Here is a 21,073-nt window from a genome sequence, read left to right on the forward strand (position 1 = left end):
ATCACCGCGCCTCCGCGCGCTGGCGCGCATTGCGCCACAGCAGGATCGGGATCAGCAGGCCGAACACCAGAACGTCGCGATAGGCGCTCGCGACATAGGCGGAGGTGGTTTCCAGGCCGCCCACGATCATGACGCCCAGAAGCGCGAACGGATAGTCGATCAAGCCGCCCATCGCTCCGCCGACGAATCCCTTCAAGCCGACCATGAAGCCCATTTCATAGTTGGCGGTGATCAACGGCGCGAGCAGCATGCCGCTCATCGCGCTGAACGCAGCCGCGAGCAGAAATGCCAGCCCGCCGGCCCTGTCGACCGGAATTCCGCAGAACTGCGCGCCCAGCCGGTTCATCGCCGAGGCCTGCAGCGCCTTGCCGATCAGCGTGTATTCGGAGAACAGATACAGGCCGCCCATCGACGACAATGCGACCACGAGAATGACGAAGCTCTGGTAGGGAACGAACACCGGGCCGAGCAGCGCGCCTCCGGCGACGACCGGCTCGACCGGATAGGGATTTGCGCCCCAGAGCAGCAGACCGAGACCCTGCACGCTCATGGAGACACCGACGGATATGATGACGAACACGATCGTCGAGGCATTCGGAATCGGATGCACCGTGAAGCGGTAGATCAGAACCCCGATCGGCGCGACCAGCAGCAGCGAGACCAGCATCATGCCGACCACCGGCAGATGCAGCGCCAGCGCGGCCCGGGAGAGCACGACGGCGGCAACGGCCGCCAGGATCATGCCGCCGGCGGAGACGGACGCCTTCTTCCAGTCGCTCCGCCAACGGGGTGCATCGAGCAGGATGCAGAGAGCGAGCCCGCCCACCAGGAGGTAGACGGTGCCCGGAAACCGCCCTTGCAACAGGTCGGCCAACGTGAGCGCGCCGAGCATGACGTATTCGCCCTGCGCAATGTTCACCACACGGGTGACGGTGAACGTCAGAACGAGACTCAGCGCCAACAACGCGTAGACTAGTCCGTTGGTCAACCCATCAACGAGAAGGAAGAGCGCTGTTTCCATTTACGCTATTTGCCGTCGTACAGGCGGAACTCGTCGTTCTTGACGACCGCGATGAAGGTGCTGCGAGCGTCGAGTCCGAGATGGTCGCTACTCGTGTAGTTGAAGATGCCGCCGACACCGACGAAATTCTTGATGCCTTCCATCTTGTCGCGCAAGGCGGCGCGGAAGGCCTCGACATCGTCGGTCTTCGCGCCACCCTTGGCCGCTTCGCTCGCCGCGCGAACGGCGATGTTGCCGGCATCCCAGGCCTGGCCCGGGAAGATGTCCACCTTCGGCACGTTGAAACGCTTCTCGTAGAGAGCCGCGAAGCTCGCGATGACGGACTTGAGCGGGTTGTCGTTCGGAAGATCGGTGTACACCAGCACGGGCGTGGTTCCGAGCAAGGCGCCGTCGACGTCCTTCTTGCCGATCGACAGGAAGGCGCTGTTGGCCGAGCCGCCCGAATGATAGATCGGTCCGGTATAGCCGACCCGACGCAAGGCCTGCTGCACGAGCGCCGACGACGGCGGAATGGCATGAATGTACACGGCGCCCGGGCTCGCCTGCCGGACCTTCAGCGCCTGCGGCGTGAAATTGGTGTCGGTGCGCGAGAAGCGCTCGGCGGCGACGATCTCGACGCCCTTCGCCTTCGCGACGCTCTGCATCGCGATCCATCCGCCCTCGCCGAACGAATCTTCGAGGCCGAGAAACGCGACCTTCTTGCTGCCGTGCTTGACCATGTCGTCGACCAGCGTGGCGATCTGAAGCTGGTCCGTGCTCGGCGTCTTGAAGATCCAGTAGCGCTCGTTCACGGGCTCGATCACGCTCTGTCCGAGCGCCAGCGAGATGTTCGGCACCTTGGCCTGCGTGACGACCTCGAGGATGGCCATCGACGCAGGAGTGGTGCTGCAACAGATGACCACGTGAACGCGATCCTCGGTCACGAGCTTGCGCACGCTGTTGACGGCCTTGGTCGGATCCGAGGCGTCGTCGTAGGTGATGAACTTGACCGAGAACGGCAGGCTGGTGTCGTTCGCCAGTTGCTCCTGCAGCAGGTCGATCGCGTTCTTGGCGGGCACGCCGAGTGCCGAAGCCGGGCCCGTCATGGCCACGACGGAGCCGATCCGAAGCTCGGGCTTGTCGGCGGCACGGGCGAAGCCCGACAGAGCGAAGGCGGCAAAGGTCAGAGCGAGAATCTTTTTCACGATGAAAACGGTCCTGTGAATGGAGGAATGACCAATCAGTCGAGCACGTAGCTCGGCACGGATTGCATGAGCGGGGGATTCGTCTTCTTCATGCCGTGTCCATCGAACTCCTCCACGGACATGGACTCCTCGAACCATCGCCGCGGCGGCGGCGCGCCCCAGAGGGTCTGACGGACGGGATTGTTGAGATTCCACCGGATCGGCTCGGCAGCGGTGTTACCGGTCAGATAGTCGCCCGTATAAAGCTCGAACCGGTTTCCGTCGGGATCGCGCACATAGACGAACAGTGCGTTCGAAATGCCATGCCGCGCCGGGCCACGCTCGAGGCTGCCGGCGTAGCCGGCGCCCGCCAGCAGATCGCAGGCTTTGATGATCGAGAGCGGATCGCCGAGCGAGAAGCCGACGTGATGAGCAGCGGGACCCGCCCCCGTCATGACGGCAATGTCGTGCACCGTCGATTTGCGAAACAGCCAGCTCGCCCACACGCGCTTCTCGGGAGCATCGCCCTCGGTCAGTTCGGCGCAGCCAAATCCCATCTCCTGCGTGTACCAGTCGTAGCCCGCCTGAGCGTCCGGCGTCAGCACGTTGATGTGGTCGATCCGGGTCGGAGATGCTCCCTTGTGCAGGTGGTATTGCTGGACCAGCCACGGCACGGACTGGATCTCGGCGTAATAGTCGACGATGAAACCGAAGGGATCTTGAACGCGAAGCGTGCGTCCCTGCCCCAGCATGTCATTGCCGACCCAGCGCGACGGCAACCCGAGTTCCTCGAAACGGGCCTTCATCCGGTCGAGATCGCCCTCTTCCGACACGACGAAGCCGATATGCCCCACGCCGGCCGACTCCGCCTTGCGCAGCACGAAGGTATGATGCTGCTTATCTTCCGTGCAGCGCAGATACACCCGGTTGTCGTCTCGCGCGGTTTCATGGAGACCGATGAGATTGACGTAGAAGTCCCTCGCCCGCTCCAGATCGGTGGTGCGGAATTCGACGTGTCCGAGCTTCTGGATGTTGGCGATATCTTTGATACGACCTGCGCTCACTTGTACCCTCTTGCAATTCGCCGCGACCACCTCTGCCGATAGAGGAAGCTCCGGCTGCCAGCACAACAGGGTACAAAGCTAGGGATTATCCCAGCCGCGTATGTATCGCGCGATACCAAGACCACAGATTGTTTGACGCAGCTCACTGAAAAGCGGATGCGGCTTCTGAAATCAAGCCATCCGGGACGCATGAAGGTGCGGCGCCGCGGCACGGACGAGTTGATAACGGCCGCGATGGCAAAGTATCGCGCCTTCGCGCCGAAGCCGCTGCATCGCACGGGTCACCGTGATGCGGGACGCGCCGATCAGGTTCGCGATCTGCTGATGCGTGAGCACGATATCGGAAGCTTCCGGCTCCGATATCTGCGAGAGCAACTCGGTGATGCGGACTTCCGGCGAGGATTGAGCAACCTGCGCGAGCCGGCCGGCGAGCGTTCGTTGCTTGAGCGCAATGGTCTGAGCGATGAGCGCCGCGAGCTCGGCATCGGACGACATCAGCTGGCAGAATTCGCGTGCCGGAATCTGAAGCAGCTTGCTCGCTTCAAGGGCGTTTGCACTGGAAAAACGCGGCAAGCCGTCGAAGGCGGCTCCTTCGCCGCACAAGGCACCGGCACCGACGATGTCGATCAGCAGTTCCTGGCCGCCTGCGCCGAGCATCGTAATGCCGACGCGACCGGACACGACGACATAGCACTGCGTGCTCACCTCGCCCTGGCGATAGATCGAGGCGCCCTTGGCCAATTTCCTGTGTTGCAGACCCGGCGCGACCTTCAAGAGGCGCGTCAACATGGCCGACGGCACGCGGAGAGTTTCGCTCACCTCGCCCCGACACGAAGAATGTGTCTCCTTCCCCGGCATGTTGTCCTCGTTTTTCGAGCCGTTCCGTCGGGCCGGCACGTGCCCGGCCATCAGTCTCGTGAAATATGGCGCACAGCTTGTCCGCCTTGCAAGCGCCGAGTCGGCGCCATCTCCCCAAGATCGGATGGCAGGGTTGCGCCCCGAAATTCGTGCCAATTCGGCCGTTTTCCCGCCCGCCGCGTCTAGCCCGCGTTCGCCGCCAATATCCGCAAAAGCCTCGATCCCGGATGATGCAGCGCGTCGAGAACCTCGAAATGGTTCTGGCCGGGCATCTCCGTGAGGTCACTGCGCTTGCCTGCCGCGAGCAGCGCATGATGAAAGGCCAAAGCTTGGCGCCTGAATTCCGGCGATTCGTTTCCGCCGTACACCACCGCGACGGGCGCCCGAATGCGGTCGACATGATAGAGGGGACTGAGCCGATCGGCCTCTTCAGCCGTCAGCTTGACCCACGCCCGCCTCATGCTCAGCAGCACGGGCTCCATGTCGTAAAGACCGCCGATGCACGCCACGCTCTTCAGGATGTCGGCGGGCACGCCGAATTTCTCCCATTCCGTGGTCGCCAGCACGGCGGCCAGATGCGCACCGGAGGAGTGTCCGGAGAGATGAATCGCGTCGGGGTCCGCTCCGAAGTCGCGTGCGTTGCGATAGATCCAGACCACCGCACGTTGCACCTGGTCGAGCATCTCCGGAATGGTGACGTTGGGGACGGCCTCGAAATTCAGATTCACGAAATTGAAGCCGGCCGGGACCAGGCTGAGCGCCGGAAACGCAGTGCCGAGATTGTCGCGCCGCTTCCATTCCCCGCCATGGATGAAAACCTGAATCGGCCGGTCGCGATCCTCCGCGGGAAAGATCTGCAGATCCTCGTTGGCCCCTGCGCCATAGCGACGCGTCTCCATGCGCGGCTCGTTGTCGCGGACCGAACGGCTCGTCTCGGCCCAGCGCGCGACGAGATCCTTCATGTTCGACGCCCATTGCGTCTGATCGAAAGCGCGATCCAGCTCCGATTGCGTGTAATGGAGATAGACCGGCATCATTGCCGGGCCTGCATCCGGCTCGATCGCGCCATTCATCGCCCCGCTCTCCAAAAGCTCAGCCCGCTTCCGCGACAGCGCGCTGGACCTTGTTGCGCAGGCTCAGGGTCAGCTTCGCCTGCCGCTTGAAGTGCGCCTGCAACAGGCTCGTGGCGCGCTCTTCGTCGCGATCGAGGGCGGCACGCATGATCGCCTCGTGCTCGCTATCGGCCGCAACCGCCCGCTCCGCATATTTCCAGAAGTAGCGCCGATAGCGCTCCATCTGATCATAGAGCTCGTTGAAGAAATGCAGCAGCCAGGGCGAATTGCACCCCTTGCACAGGGCGAAGTGAAATTCGCGATGCCGGTCTTCCCAATCCGTCCGGAGATCTTCGTCCTCCCGATCGACCGATACGGAAATGCCCGCGCGCTTCAGCCGGTGGAATGCCGCGAGCAGATCGACCTCCCACTCCTCCCGTCCGTCGCGGATGGAGCCGCTGAGCGCGTAAGTCTCGAGATGGGCCCTCAGGCTCGACACGTCCATCATCTCGTCGAGGTGAATGGGCGCGACGACGAAACCCTTGTGATCCTCGGCAACGACCAGACCCTGAGCTGCAACCTGGAATAGCGCTTCGCGCAAGGGGCTGACGCCGACCTTGTAGCGCTTGCTCAGCTTTTCGAATTGCAGGCGCTCGCCCGGCTCCAGCTTGTGGCGAATGATGTCGAGCCTCAACTGCTGCGCGACTTGCCCCGCCAGCGTTTTCGGCTCGCTGCTGGTCATGCCCACGCCGGGGCCCCACTTGCCGATGAACTCCTTGGAAATGCTCTTCATCCCATCTGCGCCCTTTAGTCGCGATTCACCGCAATATCGTCCAAGACCGACGAAATTCCAAGAGGAAACAGATTTTCGAAAATCTTGACAGTCTTGGATTTATCGCGCAGCTTTGGAACATAAAGGGAGAATGATATGGCTCAGATCGTATTCGCTGCGGGAGCGCCTCATGCGCCAGGCCTGATCGGCTTGCTCGAAGCGGCCCCGCCGGACGTCAAGGATGTGGTTGCGACCACCTATCGCAACCTTGCCGAAGCGATCGCCGAGGCCAAAGCCGATGTCCTGATCGTGTTCGCCAACGATCACCTCGCCAACAGCCGTATCCGCACCTATCCCGACTTCCTGATCGGCATGGCCGCCGAGCACCGCGGCCCATACGAGTGGTTCAAGCCGTGGATCGGCTGCGAGGACTACACGGTGAAGGGCTCCCCCGAGATCGCGGCAGCGCTCTTCAACGGCATGAGCAAGCGGGGCATCCGCATGTTCGCGCAGAACGAAAACCTGAAGTTCGACGACAACATCTCCGTGCCCGTGCTGCTGACGAATATCGCGGGCTCGGGAATACCGATGGTGCCGGTGCTGCAGAATTGCACGGTGCCCCCGATCCCCGACCAGTATCGCTGCTACGATGTCGGCAAGGCGCTCGGCGACTTCATCCGGAACGATCTGCCCGCCGACATGCGCGTCGCCCTGCTCGGATCCGGCGGCCTCAGCCACGAGCCCGGCGGCGCCCGTTACTATTTCATCGACGAGGAATTCGACCGCTGGTTTCTCGATCTCGTCGCCTCGGGCGACCACGAGAAGCTGCTGCGGGAATTGACGCTGGAGAAGATGGAAGCCGCCGGCTCCGGGGGCACCGCGGAACTCCTGGCCTGGGTCGTCGTGCTCGGCGCCATCGGATCCAGACCCGGCAAGAACTTCGGCTACACCGTTCACAAGGACTTCAAGTGCGGTGTCGGCGGCGTGCTGTGGGACATGAACGCCAATATGCCGCGGCAACGCGCGGCGGTTTGAAGGAGCAGCATCATGGGCCTCGAAAAATTCAATCCGTCGCTGGTGACGCACGATCTGATCCAGGATCTGAAGTGGTCGCCGGAGCTACGCGTGGAATTCGCTGAGAAGGAAGCGGCCGTGCTGGATCGCTATCCGCTGCGCAAGGACGAACGGCACGCGATCGAAACCCGCAATTTCCTCGCGCTCTACGACATGGGGCTGCATCCCTATCTCGGCGGACAGTTCGCGCGGCTGATCTTCGGCAACGAGGCGGGCAAGGGCGCGGCCGTTGCCGTCAACAAGTTGGTGGAATCGCTTCAGGGCAAGGGCTCGGTCGCCTGAGACTCTCTTGAGACTGCTTCAGAGGAAGGTTTGCGATGCGTTCTGAATCGATGCGACCTGAGGTCGCTGTTCGTCACTCCCGTCGTTCCCTGCTGCTCGGCACCGCCGCGGTCGCAATATCAGGCGCGCTCGGACCTGCCCGCGCCGACACCGGCCCGACCAAGATCGTCGTCTCGGCGGTCCAGAGCATCACCTCCTCTCCGCACTTCGTCGCGAAGGAAAAGGGCTATTTCACCGAGCAGTCGCTCGACGTCACGGTCGATACCTCCCTGCAGAACGTCGCGGACCAGTTGCCGCTGCTCGCTGCCGGCAAGTACCAGGTCATGGCGACGTCGTGGGGCGCGTCGGTCTTCAACGCCATGCGCCGCGGCGGCCTCATCCGCGTTCTCGGCACCCAGACCACGTTGCCCGAAAGCGGCAGAAACCTCGTCGCGCTGGTAGTTTCGAAGGCGAATTACGATGCAGGCCTGACGACAGCGGCCGGCCTGAAGGGCAAGAAGGTCGGCGTCGTCGGCCTCGGCGGCTGGAATGAATACGACGTGCACCTGGCGCTCAAGGCCTTCGGCGGCAGCGTCAAGGACGTCGAGCTCGTGCAGATCGGACGCAACGACATCGGTCCGGCCGTGGCGAACGGCGCCATCACCGCGAGCTGGGCAGCAGAGCCCGGCGTGACCCTGCTCGAGGAGAAGGGAATCGCCGTGCCCATCGCCAACGACGCGGCGCGCGGAAAAGGTGCCTTCCCGCTGCTCGCGAACGGCGATTTCTCGAAACAGAACCCCGACGCCTGCGCCCGCTATCTCGCCGCTTTCCTCAAGGCCGCGCGCGAAATCGAGGCCAGCGCCTGGCAGGATCCGCAGATCGTCGAGATCGTCTCCAAATACACCGGCGTCCCGGCCGACATTCTGCGCCGGACACCGTCCAAGCTGTTGCCGAAGATCGAGCCGGATTTCGCGCTGATGGACGACATGCAGGAGTATTTCCGCGAGCGGAAGATGCTGACCTACACGGACAAGATCAACTTCGCCGACTTCTATTCGCCGCAGATCATCGAACAGGCGCGCAAGCTCGCGAAGTAAGGCCGGCCGAACCCGCCAGGACTCCCACAGGAAACATCGCCGGCCATGTCTGCTCGCCACGCCATCCAGGACTCCGCATCAGCCTTGCCGCGCAACGCCATCACGGTCGAGCATCTCTGGAAGGCATTTCACGACGACCGGCGCCACGCCACCGTCATCGCCATCAGCGACGTCACGATCACGGTTCCGCGCGGCCAGTTCATCTGCATCTGCGGGCCGTCCGGCTGCGGCAAGTCGACCCTGGTGCGCATCCTCGCCGGTCTGGAGGAAGAGACGCTCGGAAGCATCGGCATCGAACGCGACGCCGGCGTGGCGCGTCCGCCCGCGATGGTGTTTCAGGAAGCTTCGCTGTTTCCATGGCTGACCGTCGAAGACAACGTGAAGTTCCCGCTCAGGCTCCAGGGCGCCTCGCCCGAGGAACAGGAGAAGAGAGCACGGGAGCTGCTGGCCCTGATGCGGCTCGAGGATTTCGGCAAGGCATTTCCGCACCAGCTCTCCGGCGGCATGAAACAGCGCGCCAGCGTCGCGCGCGCGCTGATCGATCGCGACAGCAATATCCTGCTGATGGACGAGCCGTTCGGCGCCCTCGACGAGCAGACCCGGATGGAATTGCAGCAGGAGTTGCTGCGGGTCTGGGAGCGGACGGGGAAGACGGTCGTCTTCATCACGCACAGCGTGGAAGAAGCCCTGACCCTCGGTGACCGCATCATCGTGATGTCCGCGCGCCCCGGTGAGATCGCCGCCGATATCGAGGTGCCGTTCGCGCGGCCGAGGGACGTGCTCGAGCTCAGGCGTCATCCCGATTTCGGGCGCATGACCTTCGATATCTGGAAGCTGCTCGCCCGCTACAAGGGCGACGAGGCATCGGAGCGGCCGGACGCCGTGGTCGACGCAACCCCGCCGAAACCCGAGGCGGCCGCGCAACAGCCCAGCGCCGAGACGCTCGAGCGGCTGGCCCGGCCGTCGCGCAACCGCAAGATCATCTCGCTGCTCGGCAAGTTCAGCCCGCTCAGCGTGCTCCTGCTCTGGGAAATCGTGGTCAAGAGCGGTATCGCCGACGATCGTTTCTTCCCGGCGCCCTCTTCCATTCTCTCCATCTTCTGGAACGAGCTGGCGCACGGACCATTGCTGGTGGACGCCTACGCGACGCTCGAGAGGGTTCTCATCGGCTTTGCCATCGGTGGCATCCCGGCCATCGCGCTCGGCCTGGCGCTCGGCATGTGGCCCACCGCCCGCGAACTGATCGCGCCGATCTTCTCCGCGCTGTATCCGGTGCCGAAGATCGCGACATTTCCGCTGCTGCTGATGATCTTCGGTCTGGGCGAGGCGCCGAAATACGCCGTCATCGCCATCGTCGTGTTCTTCCTGGTGTTCTTCAACACCATGTCGGGCACGCGCTATGCGCCGAAGATCTATTTCGACGTCGGGCACAACCTCGGAATGTCCCGCTTCGGGTTGTTCCGCTTCATCGCGCTTCCGGCCGCCCTTCCCAGCATCTTCACCGGACTGAAGCTCGCCATCGGCACGGCATTCGTCGTGATCGCCGCCGTTGAATTCGTCGGCGCCAAGACCGGGCTCGGCTATGCGATCTGGTCGTCATGGCAGATCTTCGCCGTCGAGAAGATGTACGTGAACATCATCGCCATCTCCGTGAGCGGATATCTGTCGATCATCGCTCTCGACGGCATCGAGCGGCTGGTCATGCCGTGGAGCCGCAACTGATGCGACAAGCCCCCGGCCACGCGGACGATGGTTCCGATTACGTGCTGTGCGGTCGGGTGCTGACGCTCGATTCCCGCAGCACGGTCGCGGAAGCCGTCGCCGTCAGGCATGGCCGCTTCGCCGGAACGGGCACGCGGGACGAGATGACCCGTCTCTGTCCCGGGGCGCGCGTGATCCGGACGGATGGCGTCGTCATTCCCGGCTTCAACGACTCGCACGCCCATATGGATACCGAGGGGCTGCGCGAGCACTTCCCTTCGCTGAGCGGCGCCCGCTCGATCGATGACGTCCTGACGCGGATCTCGGCACTGGCCCGCCAGACGGCACCCGGCCAGTGGATCGTCACCATGCCGGTCGGCGAGCAGCCGTTCTATTACGATGGCCCGCTGACCCTGGCGGAAAAACGGATGCCGAACCGCGCGGAGCTCGACCGCGCCGCGCCCGATCATCCCGTCTGCATCCTGCCGCCGTCGTCCTATTGGGGGCTGATCCCCTGCCATGCGGCCGTGAACTCGCGAGCGCTCTCGATCCTGGGAATCACGGGTGCGACGAAGCCCCGGATCAAGGGCATCGAGGTTCTTCACGACTCGCATGGCGAGCCGACCGGCGTATTCGTCGAGCGCAATTTTCCGGATGCGATGCAGCTCGACCTGTTGGGCGCGTTGCCGCGCGTGACAGCGTCGGACCGCCGCAACGCGATCACGAAGGCGATGCGCACCTATCACGCGCATGGCGTCACCAGCATCTATGAGGGCCACGGCTGCGCGACGGAAATCCTGTCGGCGTACCGCCAGATCCACGAAGACTCTTCCCTGACGATGCGGGTCGGGGCGGTCGTCAGCCCGACATGGACGTCGCTGGGCGACGCGGAACGACAGATGTCCGACTGGCTGGCCTATGCCCGCGGCAGCGGCCTCGGCGACGACCGGCTGCGCGTGTCCGGACTTTTCGTCAATTACGGCGGCGACCCGGCGGTGGGGAGCGTCGCCCTGTCGGACACCGGCAATCTCGGCTGGTCGTGCTACGTCCGGCAAGCGAACGATCCGGAGAGCTTCGAGGCGCTGTGCCGGCTCGCCGCGGCCCACGACCTGCGGCTCCACACCATCGTCATCGACAAGCTGCACGAGATCGTTCCCATCCTGAAGCGGATCGATGCCGAATATCACCTCGACGGCAGGCGGTGGGTGCTCGAGCATGTCAGCATCGCCGCGATGGAAGACCTCGCGGCGCTGAAGGCGCTGGGCGTCGGCGTCACGCTGATTCCGGAGTTTCACCTGTCCAAGGCCGGCAATCGGTTCGCGTCGCGCTCCGACGACGAATGCGCGATGGTCGCGCCGCTGGTCCAGTTGTCCTCGCTCGGGATTCCCGTCGCGGCCGGCTCCGACAACAGCCCGGTCACCCCCTTTGCGGGCATGCGCGCCATGATGACGCGGCAGGAGCGCACCACCGGACGGGTCCTCGGATCCTCAGCTTGCGCACCGGCAGAGGTCGCCTTGCGCGCGCTGACCGTCAACGGCGCGTGGCTGACGTTCGAGGAGCACGTCAAGGGCGCGATTGTTCCCGGAAACTATGCCGATCTTGCAGTGCTCAGCGACGATCCGCTCGGCACGCCCGCGGATTCGCTGGAACGCATCGCATGCGTGGCGACCATGGTCGGCGGCCAATTCGTCCATGGCGCCTCCGAGATAGGTGCGAACACCTAGCAGACACCGGGCTGCGTCCCAGCCGACATCGTTCAACAATCAAAGTCAGGAGTACTATTATGAGTGGTTTCAAACTTTCCCGCACCGTCACGCAGCTTCTGTTCGCAACGGCCGTCGCCACGACGGCGCAGGTTTCGGGTGCGATCGCCGATACGACCGGCATCACCGACACCGAGATCAAGATCGGTGGCATCTGCCCGAGCACCGGGCCGATCGCCTCGTTCGTCACGATCTGCGCGATGCAGGACGCCTATTTCAAATCCGTCAACGAGAAGGACGGCGGCGTCCTCATGAGCGACGGCAAGCGCCGCAAGATCGCCTACACCTATTACGACGACGGCTACTCGCCGCCGCGCACGGTCGAGCAGGCTCGCCGCCTCGTCGAACGCGACCAGGTCGCCATCATCATCGGGCCGCTCGGCAGCGCCACCGGCCTTGCGATCCGCGACTACGTCAACCGCAAGAACGTGCCGCAGCTTTTCGTCGGCAGCGGCCTCTCAGCGTTCAGCACCGATTCCGAGAAGTATCCTTGGACCATCGGATGGCAGCCCTCCTACACCACCGAAGGCAGCATCTACGCCGAGTTCGTCAAGTCGCAGAAGCCGAATGCGAAGGTCGCGGTGCTCTACCAGAACGACGATTTCGGCAAGGAGCTGCTCAACGCGTTCAAGGCCGCGTCCGCCAACACCGGCGTGACGATCGTCGAGGCGCAGTCCTATGAGGTCACCTCGCCGACCGTCGATTCCCAGGTTTCCAACCTCGGCGCCACCAACGCCGACGTCCTGCTGGTCTTCGCCGTGCCGAAGTTCACCGCGCAGACCCTGCGCAAGATCCAGGACACCTCGTGGCGTCCGATGGTGATCGTCTCGAACATCAGCGCTTCCAAGAAGACGGTGATGGAGCCGGCAGGCGAAGAAGCGTCCGAGGGCGTCTACTCCGTGGTCAGCATGATGGACCCGACCACGTCGGACTATGCCGCGACCAAGGACATGCAGACCTATCGCGACATCGGCACGAAGTTCTCGAGCTCGGGCCTCAACCTCGACGACCCCATGACCATGTACGGCTTCTCGCAGGCGCAGACCATGGTGGCGGCCCTGCAGAAGGCGAAGGCTCCGACCCGCGAAGCCATCATGGAGTCCGCGCGGAACCTGTGCGGCGCGCCCATTCTCGGCGTCGTGCCCGGCGTCAACGTCTGCGTCGACGGCAAGAAGGACCCCTTCTACGTCGAGACGATGCAGGTCGTCCGCTACAGCAAGGGCAACTGGCTCAAGGTCGGCGACGTCATCACCAAGTACGAAGGCAAGACGCCGCAGAACCTGAAGTAGTCGCGCTGCCATCTGATCCGGGTGAGTTACATGTCCGCCGAGTTGCTCAACGAAATCCTGCCGCCGAAAAGCGGCAGGGCGCTCATCGTCCGCAAGGACGAGGTGCTTCGCATCACCGACGTCGAGGGCCAACAGGTCGTCGACGTCGCGATCTTCAACGCCCACAACTACCGCGACCGGTTGTCGCTGTCTTATTCCACGACACGCTACGCCATGCAGTACAGCGCCAAGCGCTCGGGGCGACCCGAGCCCAGTGTCCTGATGTCGAAGGACCACCTCGCCGAGGGCGACGTGCTGATGTCGACGATCTACACGCCCCTGATGACGATCGTGAAGGAGACCCCCGAACCGAAGGGGGTCCACAAGGTCAACCAGCGCATGTGCAACCGCCGCTTCTACGAGAGCTTCGGTGTCCACGGCGTCGACGGCTGCCACGAGATCATCAGCGGCGTGGTGGCCCCCTACGGCATCCTGCCCGAAGACATTCCGGACACCATCGACTTCTTCATGAACTACCATCACGACTGTTCGAGCCATTCATGGGTCGCGGAAGCGCCGGTTTCCAAGCCCGGCGACTTCGTCGAACTGCGGGCGGATACCGATTGCCTCGTCGCGATATCGAACTGTCCGGAAGATCACATCAGCATGATCAACGGAGGCCGGTGCACGCCGATGCGGCTGCAGGTCTTCGCGGCGCACTCCAACCCGGCGTCATGATGGCTACCCATACGATCAACGCATCCCTCGCCACGATCCAGCGAGGGCTCATTTCTCCGCAGGCCAAGCCGGTCCTCACCATCGCATCGGGGGACACGGTCGTCCTCGACACATGGACCATGTGGGACAACGCCGGCGATGCGACGCTCGACATCGACCGCGCGCTCGCGCTGCGTGATCGCATCCGCTCGGAGGGGCGCGGCCCGCACAGTCTGACCGGGCCGATCGCGGTCGACGGCGCGATGCCGGGCGACGTCCTCAAGGTCGAGATCAAGCGCCTCGAAGTGGCCGATCACGGCATCAACGTCATCTTCCCGGGCAAGCAGAGCCGCGGCCTGCTGTCGGACGTGTTCGAGGACGCCGAGCTGCGCCATTTCGCGCTCGACTCGCGCACGATGACGACGCGGTTCGGAGACGGCATCACCATTCCGCTGCGGCCGTTTCTCGGCATCATGGGGGTCTCGCCGCCGCCGGGGGGCAAGCCCCAGAGTTCGGCGATCCCCGGCTGCTTCGGCGGCAACATCGACTGCGCCGATCTGGTGGCCGGCTCGGTGCTGTATCTGCCCGTGCTCGCCGAGGGTGCCGGCTTCTACGCCGGGGACGCGCACGCCGCGCAGGGATCGGGAGAGGTCGTGCAGACCGCGCTCGAGACCGCGATGACGGTCGCGGAACTCCGGCTGTCGGTGCTGAAGGGACGCACCATCAAGCGACCGCAAGCCGAAACGCGCGAGCACTTCATCACGATGGGGCTCGACGAGGATTTGCGGGAGGCCGCGCGCCAGGCCGTGCTCGACATGATCGACTTTCTGGTCGACACGCAGGGCATGAACCGGCGCGATGCCTACGCGCTCTGCTCGCTCCAGGCGGACCTGCTCGTCACCCAGCTCGTGAACGGCGTCAACGGCATCCACGCCAGGATGCCGAAGGCGATCTTCAACAAGGAGCGGACGTCGTGACGACCTTGCTCAGTGTTCGCGACATCGAGATCGACTTCGGCGGGATCCGCGCGCTCCAGGGCGTCTCCTTCGACGTCGAAGTCGGCGAGATCTGCGGCCTGATCGGGCCGAACGGCGCCGGCAAGACGTCGCTCTTCAACGCCATATCCCGGGTGTACCCGGTCGATCGCGGATCGATCCATTTCGACGGCCGCGACATCACCGCGCTGCCGGCGGATCGTATCATCGCCCTGGGCATCGCGCGTACATTGCAGAATGTCGGGCTGTTCGGCACGCTGTCGGTCAAGGACAACGTGCTTCTGGGCGCGCATCACCGGCTGCAGCCGGGCTTTCTCAGCGCGATCTTCGGGACCGGGCACGCCGGCACGGCTTTAGATACCGAGGTCGAGGCATCCGCCCTGCTCGCGGAGCTCGGGCTCGGCGATCTCTCCGATCAACTGGCCGGAGGCTTGCCGTTCGGCACGCTCAAGCGCATCGAGCTGGCGCGCGCGCTGATCGCGCGCCCGCGCTTCCTGATGCTCGACGAGCCCGCCAACGGCCTGTCGCACGGCGAGGTCGACGAGCTTGCCGAGGTCATCCTGCGCATCCGCAAGCGCTACGATCTCACGGTCCTGCTCGTGGAGCATCACATGCGCATGCTGATGCGGATATCGGATCACGTGGTCGTGCTCGAGAACGGCGTCAAGATCGCCGACGGCACGCCCAAGGACGTCAAGGCCGATGCCAAGGTGGCCGCCGCCTATCTCGGGAGCGCGGCATGAGCCTGCTGACGATCGAAGGACTTCAGGCCGGGTACGGCGCACGCCATGTGCTGCACGGCATCAATCTCAGCATGGACGACGGCCAGATTCTCGTCGTCCTCGGCGCCAACGGGGCCGGCAAGACCACCCTGCTGCGCGCCATTTCGGGCACGATCAGTCGCACCGGCTCGATCACCTTCGACGGCAAGCGGATCGACCAGCTCTCGGCGCGGCGGGTGGTGGCGGCCGGTATCGCGCATGTGCCGCAGGGGCGCGGCACGTTCGCGGACCTGACGGTGGACGAGAACATCCGGCTCGGCGCCTATCTGCGAAGCTCAGCGGATGCCAAACGCGACCGCGAACGCTGGCTGGCCTTCTTTCCGCGCCTGCGCGAGCGCCTGTCGCAGCAGGCCGGCAGCCTGTCCGGCGGCGAGCAGCAGATGCTCGCGATCACCCGGGCATTGATGGTGCAGCCGCGGCTGCTGCTGCTCGATGAACCCTCACTCGGTCTCGCTCCGCTCATCACGCGCGATCTGGTCAACACGCTCGCCGAGATCCGCAAGGAAACGGGCATGACCGTGCTCATCGTCGAGCAGAACGCCAACCTCGCGCTGGCGATCGCCGACGACGGCATGGTTCTGGAGAGCGGCAGCGTCGTGCTGCGAGATTCAGCCGCAAACCTCGTCGGCAATGACGAGGTTCGCCGCATCTATCTGGGATATGAATGATGCTGTTCGCCAATCAGATCATCGACGGACTTGCCGACGGGGCGATCTACGCATCGCTCGCACTGGCGCTCGCCTTCAGTTACCGCTCGACCGGCATCGTCAACTTTGCCCAGGGCGAAATGGCGATGCTCTCGGCCTATGCCGTCTGGCAGCTGATGACGTGGGGAATGCCGCTGATTCCGGCCGTCATCATCAGCATCGCGATCTCGTTCGCGGCCGGCACGGCGCTCTATGCGGGCCTGGTCAAGCCGCTCTCGCGCGCCAACCTCCTGACCGTGGTCAGCGTGCTGATCGGCCTCTATCTGGCGCTCAACAGTCTCGCGGGATTCCTCTGGACTTATAGCATCAAGGCCCTTCCGAGCCTGTTCCCCAAGGGGCATCTGGTGATCGGGACCTTGAGCGTGTCGATCGAGACGGTCGGCATCATCGCGGTCGTCGCGTTGGTGCTGCTGGTGCTCTACCTGCTGTTCGAGCGGACCAAGCTCGGCCTCGCCATGCGCGGAGCAGCTTCCACGCCCGACTCCGCTGAACTGGTCGGCGTTCCCGTGCCAGCCATGCTGCTGATCGGCTGGGGCATCGCGGCCGCGCTCGGCGCATTGTCCGGCATTCTCGTCGCGCCCCGCGTCTTCCTCAATCCGACGATGATGTTCGGCGTCATCATCTATGCGTTCGCAGCCGCAACCCTCGGCGGCTTCGACAGCGTGATCGGCGCCGTGGTCGGCGGCCTTCTGGTCGGCGTCGTCGAGAACCTGGTCGGCACCTACATCCCGTGGATCGGCCCGGATCTCAAGATCGTCGTCGCGCTCGTCCTGATCTTCGGAACGCTGCTCGTCAAACCCGACGGCCTGTTCGGCCGCAAGAAGGTAGCAAGACTATGAACGTCGTCGTCAGGCCGAGGCCTCCCCTCGCTGTCCGCATCGCGTTTGCGGCGCTGCTGGCGGTGTTGTTCCTCTACGTCATCCCGTTCGTCATCCCGAACTATCTCGTCAGCCAGTTCGCGACCGTTCTGGTGTTTGCAATAGCGATCATCGGAATCAATCTTGTGACAGGCTATGGCGGAGCGATCACGCTCGGGCATGCCGCGTTCGTGGCGCTGGGATCATATACGACCGCCATCCTCGTGGTCCGCTATGGCTGGAACCCCTACGCCACGATTCCAGTCGCTGCGGCCCTGAGCTGGGTCGCCGGATGGTGTCTCGGCTTTCCGGCGCTGCGGCTGCAGGGTCTTTATCTGGCGATGGGCACGCTGGTTCTCTCGATCACCGTTCCCGCCCTCCTGAAGCGGTTCGACGGCTTCACCGGCGGCGTGCAGGGACTCAACGTCGGAAACCCGGAATCTCCGCTGAAATGGATCGACGACTCCCAGTGGATCTATTTCGTCTGCCTCGCGATCGCAGCAGTGCTCTATCTGGTCGCCGCGCGGATCCTCTCCGGTCCCCTCCGCCGGGCGATGATCGCCGCGCGTGACAATCACCTGGTCGCGTCCGTGCTCGGCGTCGACCGCGCCCCGCTTGCGACCGCGACCTTCGCGATGAGCAGCCTCTACGCCGGCGTCGCCGGCTCGCTCTATGCGATGATCGTCGGGTTCGTATCGCCCGACACGTTCAACGTCATGCTCAGCCTGAGCCTGTTCGTCGGCGCGGTCGTCGGCGGCATCACCTCGATCGGAGGCGCCATCGTCGGTGCGATGTTCATCCAGTTCGTCCCGATCTGGGCCAGCGACATCGACGTCTCGCTCGGCGGGCTGGTGTTCGGCGGCGCGCTGATCCTGACGCTCGTCCTCATACCTTCCGGTGTCGGAGGAATCGCCGGAAAGCTGTACGACCTCACCTGTCTCCGCCTTGGCTGGACCGAGACCGATCAGGGCAAGCGAGGCGTAGCCGTCGAGACCGCGGGGAATACACAGAATGAGCCGGCCTAGCATCGATCGCATCCTCGTCGGCCGCGTGCTGACGCTCAATCCTGCCGGCGACATTGCGCAGGCCGTCGCGTTGCAGAACGACCGCATCGTCGCGGTCGGAGACCGCGACGATGTCCTCGACCTCGCGAACCCAGGGACAAAGGTCTTAAGGACCGACGGCACGATCATTCCCGGCTTCAACGACACCCATGCCCATATGGATACAGAGGGCTTGCGCGAGCGCTTTCCGTCCCTCGGAACGGTGCGCTCGATCGCCGACGTCCAGGCCCGGATCGCCGAGCTTGCCCACAATACGCCGCGCGGCGAATGGATCGTGACGATGCCGGTCGGCGATGCGCCGTTCTATTTCGGCGGCCCGATCGTGCTCGCCGAGCGCCGCATGCCGACGCGCGAAGAACTCGATCTGGCAGCACCCGACCATCCGGTCTGCATCCTGCCGCCGTCAGGCTATTGGAGCCTCGTGCCCTGCTACACCGCGCTGAATTCGCTCGGATTGAAGCTCAACGGGCTCGACCGGACCTCGACGTCGCCGGTCGAGGGTGTCGCCTTGGAGCGGGATGCGGCGGGTGAACTGACCGGCGTCATCGTCGAGCACAACTATCCCGATTCGGCCCAGATCGCGCTTCTGCCGGCGGTGCCGCGATTCTCGCCGCACGATAGACGCGAAGGCATCAAGCGATCGATCAGGGCCTATCATTCGTTCGGAACCACGAGTGTGTACGAAGGGCACGGCTGCGCGCCGGACGTCATCGCGGCCTATCGCGACCTGCGGGAAGCCGATGAGCTGACGATGCGCATGCATCTCGTCGTCAGCCCGTTCTGGAATTCACTCGACGAGGCCGAGCGCGATTTTCAGGACAAGCTGGCTCATGCCCGCGGAGCCGGCCTCGGCGACGACATGCTGCGGGTCGGCGGCGTCTTCATCGGTTACGGCGGCGAGCAGAGCGCTGCGCTCGCGTCAATGGCGAGGCCGGGGGATCTCGGCTGGTCCTGCTACATCAAGCAGGCCAATACGCCCGAGCAATTCGAGCGGCTCTGCCTGGCGGCTGCCAGATCCGACCTGCGCGTCCACACGATTGCCGTCGACAAGCTGCACGAGATCGTTGCCATCTATGAGCGCGTCAATGCGAAGCATCCGATCGCCCACCGGCGGTGGGTGATCGAGCACATGAGCCACGCCGCAGCATCGGACCTTGCCCGGTTGAAAGACCTCGGAATCGGCGTCACCTTGATCCCCGACTATCATCTCTGGAAGGTCGGCACACGTTTCTTCCCCCTCGATGAAGCCGACCGGGAGCTGGTCGCGCCCGCATCCCAACTCGATGCGCTCGGCGTGCCCGTCGGATGCGGAACGGACAACAGCCCCTGCAATCCACTCGCCATCATGCGTGCGATGCGCACGCGTCGCGAGCGGACGACCGGACAGACGATCGGTCCGCGCGCCTCGGCATCCGCGGAGCTGGCGCTGCGCGCGATGACCCGAAACGGCGCATGGTTTTCGTTCGAAGAGGCCCGCAAGGGACAGATCGCACCGGGCTATCTCGCCGATCTGACCGTGCTGAGCGGCTGCCCGCTGACCACTTCTGCCGAAGACCTCGAATCTCTCGCCTGCAACGCCACGCTCGTCGGCGGGCGCGTCGTTCACGGCGACATCTAGACTGAACAGGATTGTAATATGGCTCTCAACCCGCAGCTCGCCCCCTTCGTTGCCCGACTGAAGGAGGCCTGGCCCGAACCGCCGCTTTCGCTCTCCGTGCCCGCTTGGCGCGAGCGCGTCGAGCGCCTCTCCGCTGCGGCCCGCATGCCCTATCCGGAGGAGTTTGTCGTCGAGACGATCGTGATCGATGCTCCGCGGCCCGTGAGGATTCGTACCTATCGGCCGCGCGCCGCGCAGCCGCTTCCTGCTCTGGTGTACATGCACGGCGGCGGCTGGGTGATCGGCAGCATCGACAGTCACGACCAGATTACAGCCGCGATCGCCGCCGATACGCCCTGCGTCGTGATCAGCGTCGACTATGCGCGGGCACCAGAATGCCCCTTCCCGGCAGCGGTCGAGGATTGTGAAGTGGCGGTCCGCTGGACCTTCGAGAATGCAGCCAGGCTCGGTGTCGATCCCGAAGCCATCTTCGTCGGCGGAGACTCCGCCGGCGGCAACCTTGCCACGGTGATGACGCTGCTGTTCCGGAATCGTGAACAAAAGCTTCGCGGCCAGTTGCTGATCTATCCCTGTGTCGACGTCGACTTCTCGCGATCCTCATATCGGACCGAAGCGAACGCCCCGTACATGACCGCCGCGGAGATGATCTGGTTCTGGAATCAATATTGCCCGACCGAGGAGCAGCGCGCCAACCCACTCGCGGTCCCGCTGCGCGCGGAATCCCACGCGGACCTTCCGCCTGCGTTCATCGTCGTGGCCGAGCACGATCCGTTGTGCGACGACGGCTACGCCTACGCGCAACGGCTGGAGGCTGCGGGCGTGCAGGTCACGTTCCGTCCAGGCAAAGGCCTCATCCACGGCTTCGTCAGGGCGCGCGGCCTCTGCTCTGCCGCCCAGGAGGAACATGTGGCGATGTGCGGCTGGCTTCATCAGCAGGCAGCGGGACAAGCCTCCCGAGACGCATCCGTACCGGGGGCTTGAGTGGCCGGAAACGCCTTCGCCTCGCCGACAGAGCAAGCTGGTCGCGCTGACACCCAAGGCGTTGTCGACTACCAGGGCTGTTCGTTCTTCGGGCAAATCGACATCGGCGAGACGGAACGAACAGCCTTCGATCGCGATTTCCTCCGCGGACAATCGATCGTACTGGTGTTGAGCGCGATCATGATCGTCGCGCTCACCATCCGCGGATTGCTTTAGCGATTCCCGCGCGAGGCCGAGGACGCGAAGAGCTCCGCCGGG

21 protein-coding genes are annotated in these 21,073 nt (G+C 64.2%); 15 read left to right on the plus strand and 6 right to left on the minus strand.

Annotation, left to right across the window (positions count from 1 at the left end; translation table 11 throughout):
* Position 1 precedes the first annotated feature (1 nt).
* From QM712_RS18800 to QM712_RS18825, 6 genes are all read right to left on the minus strand, one after another.
* Positions 2 to 1,021, minus strand: coding sequence for a branched-chain amino acid ABC transporter permease (locus QM712_RS18800; RefSeq protein ID WP_415024627.1), 1,020 nt, complete (start codon positions 1,019 to 1,021; stop codon positions 2 to 4).
* 5 nt (positions 1,022 to 1,026) lie between these two features.
* The gene (locus QM712_RS18805) at positions 1,027 to 2,205 is read right to left on the minus strand and encodes an ABC transporter substrate-binding protein (RefSeq protein WP_415024628.1); all 1,179 of its coding nucleotides are present in this window, start codon (positions 2,203 to 2,205) and stop codon (positions 1,027 to 1,029) included.
* 35 nt (positions 2,206 to 2,240) lie between these two features.
* Entirely contained in the window at positions 2,241 to 3,248 is a 1,008-nt protein-coding gene (hpaD, locus tag QM712_RS18810; RefSeq protein WP_415024629.1) for a 3,4-dihydroxyphenylacetate 2,3-dioxygenase, read from the minus strand.
* Between the two features lie 171 nt (positions 3,249 to 3,419).
* Positions 3,420 to 4,067 (minus strand): Crp/Fnr family transcriptional regulator, encoded by a 648-nt coding sequence (locus tag QM712_RS18815; protein ID WP_415024630.1) that lies wholly within the window; start codon positions 4,065 to 4,067, stop codon positions 3,420 to 3,422.
* Positions 4,068 to 4,288: 221 nt separating this feature from the next.
* Positions 4,289 to 5,179 carry an alpha/beta hydrolase gene (locus QM712_RS18820; protein ID WP_415024631.1) on the minus strand — a complete coding sequence of 297 codons (891 nt, stop codon included), beginning with the start codon at positions 5,177 to 5,179 and terminating at the stop codon, positions 4,289 to 4,291.
* Positions 5,180 to 5,198: 19 nt separating this feature from the next.
* The gene (locus QM712_RS18825) at positions 5,199 to 5,951 is read right to left on the minus strand and encodes a GntR family transcriptional regulator (RefSeq protein WP_415024632.1); all 753 of its coding nucleotides are present in this window, start codon (positions 5,949 to 5,951) and stop codon (positions 5,199 to 5,201) included.
* Between the two features lie 135 nt (positions 5,952 to 6,086).
* On the opposite strand from QM712_RS18825, the gene QM712_RS18830 reads away from it, so the two are divergent.
* The 15 genes from QM712_RS18830 to QM712_RS18900 are packed head-to-tail and all read left to right on the plus strand — an operon-like array spanning position 6,087 to position 21,031.
* Complete coding sequence (locus tag QM712_RS18830) at positions 6,087 to 6,965, plus strand: hypothetical protein (protein WP_415024633.1); 879 nt, start codon at positions 6,087 to 6,089, stop codon at positions 6,963 to 6,965.
* A 12-nt stretch (positions 6,966 to 6,977) separates the two neighbouring features.
* Entirely contained in the window at positions 6,978 to 7,286 is a 309-nt protein-coding gene (locus tag QM712_RS18835) for a hypothetical protein (protein WP_415024634.1), read from the plus strand.
* A 35-nt stretch (positions 7,287 to 7,321) separates the two neighbouring features.
* Positions 7,322 to 8,362, plus strand: coding sequence for an ABC transporter substrate-binding protein (locus QM712_RS18840; RefSeq protein WP_415024635.1), 1,041 nt, complete (start codon positions 7,322 to 7,324; stop codon positions 8,360 to 8,362).
* A 45-nt stretch (positions 8,363 to 8,407) separates the two neighbouring features.
* Positions 8,408 to 10,084, plus strand: a complete 1,677-nt coding sequence (locus tag QM712_RS18845; RefSeq protein ID WP_415024636.1) for an ATP-binding cassette domain-containing protein — start codon at positions 8,408 to 8,410, stop codon at positions 10,082 to 10,084.
* Positions 10,084 to 11,787: an amidohydrolase gene (locus QM712_RS18850; protein WP_415024637.1), complete on the plus strand. Its 1,704-nt coding sequence runs from the start codon at positions 10,084 to 10,086 to the stop codon at positions 11,785 to 11,787. Before QM712_RS18845 ends, QM712_RS18850 begins: the two co-directional genes overlap by 1 nt.
* Positions 11,788 to 11,846: 59 nt before the next feature.
* The gene (locus QM712_RS18855; protein ID WP_415024638.1) at positions 11,847 to 13,115 is read left to right on the plus strand and encodes an ABC transporter substrate-binding protein; all 1,269 of its coding nucleotides are present in this window, start codon (positions 11,847 to 11,849) and stop codon (positions 13,113 to 13,115) included.
* 30 nt (positions 13,116 to 13,145) lie between these two features.
* The gene (locus QM712_RS18860) at positions 13,146 to 13,832 is read left to right on the plus strand and encodes a DUF1989 domain-containing protein (protein ID WP_415024639.1); all 687 of its coding nucleotides are present in this window, start codon (positions 13,146 to 13,148) and stop codon (positions 13,830 to 13,832) included.
* On the plus strand, positions 13,832 to 14,788 hold the full coding sequence (locus QM712_RS18865) for an acetamidase/formamidase family protein (protein ID WP_415024640.1): 957 nt from the start codon (positions 13,832 to 13,834) through the stop codon (positions 14,786 to 14,788). Before QM712_RS18860 ends, QM712_RS18865 begins: the two co-directional genes overlap by 1 nt.
* The gene (locus tag QM712_RS18870) at positions 14,785 to 15,549 is read left to right on the plus strand and encodes an ABC transporter ATP-binding protein (RefSeq protein WP_415024641.1); all 765 of its coding nucleotides are present in this window, start codon (positions 14,785 to 14,787) and stop codon (positions 15,547 to 15,549) included. The genes QM712_RS18865 and QM712_RS18870 overlap by 4 nt, the downstream gene beginning before the upstream one ends.
* Positions 15,546 to 16,256: an ABC transporter ATP-binding protein gene (locus QM712_RS18875; RefSeq protein ID WP_415024642.1), complete on the plus strand. Its 711-nt coding sequence runs from the start codon at positions 15,546 to 15,548 to the stop codon at positions 16,254 to 16,256. Before QM712_RS18870 ends, QM712_RS18875 begins: the two co-directional genes overlap by 4 nt.
* On the plus strand, positions 16,256 to 17,134 hold the full coding sequence (locus QM712_RS18880; RefSeq protein ID WP_415024643.1) for a branched-chain amino acid ABC transporter permease: 879 nt from the start codon (positions 16,256 to 16,258) through the stop codon (positions 17,132 to 17,134). The genes QM712_RS18875 and QM712_RS18880 overlap by 1 nt, the downstream gene beginning before the upstream one ends.
* Positions 17,131 to 18,177, plus strand: a complete 1,047-nt coding sequence (locus QM712_RS18885) for a branched-chain amino acid ABC transporter permease (RefSeq protein ID WP_415024644.1) — start codon at positions 17,131 to 17,133, stop codon at positions 18,175 to 18,177. The genes QM712_RS18880 and QM712_RS18885 overlap by 4 nt, the downstream gene beginning before the upstream one ends.
* Positions 18,164 to 19,834 (plus strand): amidohydrolase, encoded by a 1,671-nt coding sequence (locus QM712_RS18890; RefSeq protein WP_415024645.1) that lies wholly within the window; start codon positions 18,164 to 18,166, stop codon positions 19,832 to 19,834. The genes QM712_RS18885 and QM712_RS18890 overlap by 14 nt, the downstream gene beginning before the upstream one ends.
* An 18-nt stretch (positions 19,835 to 19,852) precedes the next feature.
* Positions 19,853 to 20,815: an alpha/beta hydrolase gene (locus QM712_RS18895; RefSeq protein WP_415024646.1), complete on the plus strand. Its 963-nt coding sequence runs from the start codon at positions 19,853 to 19,855 to the stop codon at positions 20,813 to 20,815.
* The gene (locus QM712_RS18900) at positions 20,816 to 21,031 is read left to right on the plus strand and encodes a hypothetical protein (RefSeq protein WP_415024647.1); all 216 of its coding nucleotides are present in this window, start codon (positions 20,816 to 20,818) and stop codon (positions 21,029 to 21,031) included. It abuts the gene before it with no gap.
* Positions 21,032 to 21,073 lie beyond the last annotated feature (42 nt).

Source organism: Bradyrhizobium sp., from assembly GCF_047605465.1.
In the GTDB taxonomy this organism is placed as follows: domain Bacteria; phylum Pseudomonadota; class Alphaproteobacteria; order Rhizobiales; family Xanthobacteraceae; genus Bradyrhizobium.

Excerpts from the sequence above, each read along its gene's own strand:
- QM712_RS18825 (WP_415024632.1), bottom strand. The coding sequence starts at position 5,951 with ATGAAGAGCATTTCCAAGGAGTTCATCGGCAAGTGGGGCCCCGGCGTG.
- QM712_RS18840 (WP_415024635.1), top strand. The coding sequence starts at position 7,322 with ATGCGTTCTGAATCGATGCGACCTGAGGTCGCTGTTCGTCACTCCCGT.
- QM712_RS18845 (WP_415024636.1), top strand. The coding sequence starts at position 8,408 with ATGTCTGCTCGCCACGCCATCCAGGACTCCGCATCAGCCTTGCCGCGC.
- QM712_RS18850 (WP_415024637.1), top strand. The coding sequence starts at position 10,084 with ATGCGACAAGCCCCCGGCCACGCGGACGATGGTTCCGATTACGTGCTG.
- QM712_RS18890 (WP_415024645.1), top strand. The coding sequence starts at position 18,164 with ATGAGCCGGCCTAGCATCGATCGCATCCTCGTCGGCCGCGTGCTGACG.
- QM712_RS18875 (WP_415024642.1), top strand. The coding sequence starts at position 15,546 with ATGAGCCTGCTGACGATCGAAGGACTTCAGGCCGGGTACGGCGCACGC.
- QM712_RS18895 (WP_415024646.1), top strand. The coding sequence starts at position 19,853 with ATGGCTCTCAACCCGCAGCTCGCCCCCTTCGTTGCCCGACTGAAGGAG.
- QM712_RS18880 (WP_415024643.1), top strand. The coding sequence starts at position 16,256 with ATGCTGTTCGCCAATCAGATCATCGACGGACTTGCCGACGGGGCGATC.
- QM712_RS18835 (WP_415024634.1), top strand. The coding sequence starts at position 6,978 with ATGGGCCTCGAAAAATTCAATCCGTCGCTGGTGACGCACGATCTGATC.
- QM712_RS18800 (WP_415024627.1), bottom strand. The coding sequence starts at position 1,021 with ATGGAAACAGCGCTCTTCCTTCTCGTTGATGGGTTGACCAACGGACTA.
- QM712_RS18855 (WP_415024638.1), top strand. The coding sequence starts at position 11,847 with ATGAGTGGTTTCAAACTTTCCCGCACCGTCACGCAGCTTCTGTTCGCA.
- QM712_RS18830 (WP_415024633.1), top strand. The coding sequence starts at position 6,087 with ATGGCTCAGATCGTATTCGCTGCGGGAGCGCCTCATGCGCCAGGCCTG.
- QM712_RS18865 (WP_415024640.1), top strand. The coding sequence starts at position 13,832 with ATGGCTACCCATACGATCAACGCATCCCTCGCCACGATCCAGCGAGGG.
- QM712_RS18885 (WP_415024644.1), top strand. The coding sequence starts at position 17,131 with ATGAACGTCGTCGTCAGGCCGAGGCCTCCCCTCGCTGTCCGCATCGCG.
- QM712_RS18860 (WP_415024639.1), top strand. The coding sequence starts at position 13,146 with ATGTCCGCCGAGTTGCTCAACGAAATCCTGCCGCCGAAAAGCGGCAGG.
- QM712_RS18820 (WP_415024631.1), bottom strand. The coding sequence starts at position 5,179 with ATGAATGGCGCGATCGAGCCGGATGCAGGCCCGGCAATGATGCCGGTC.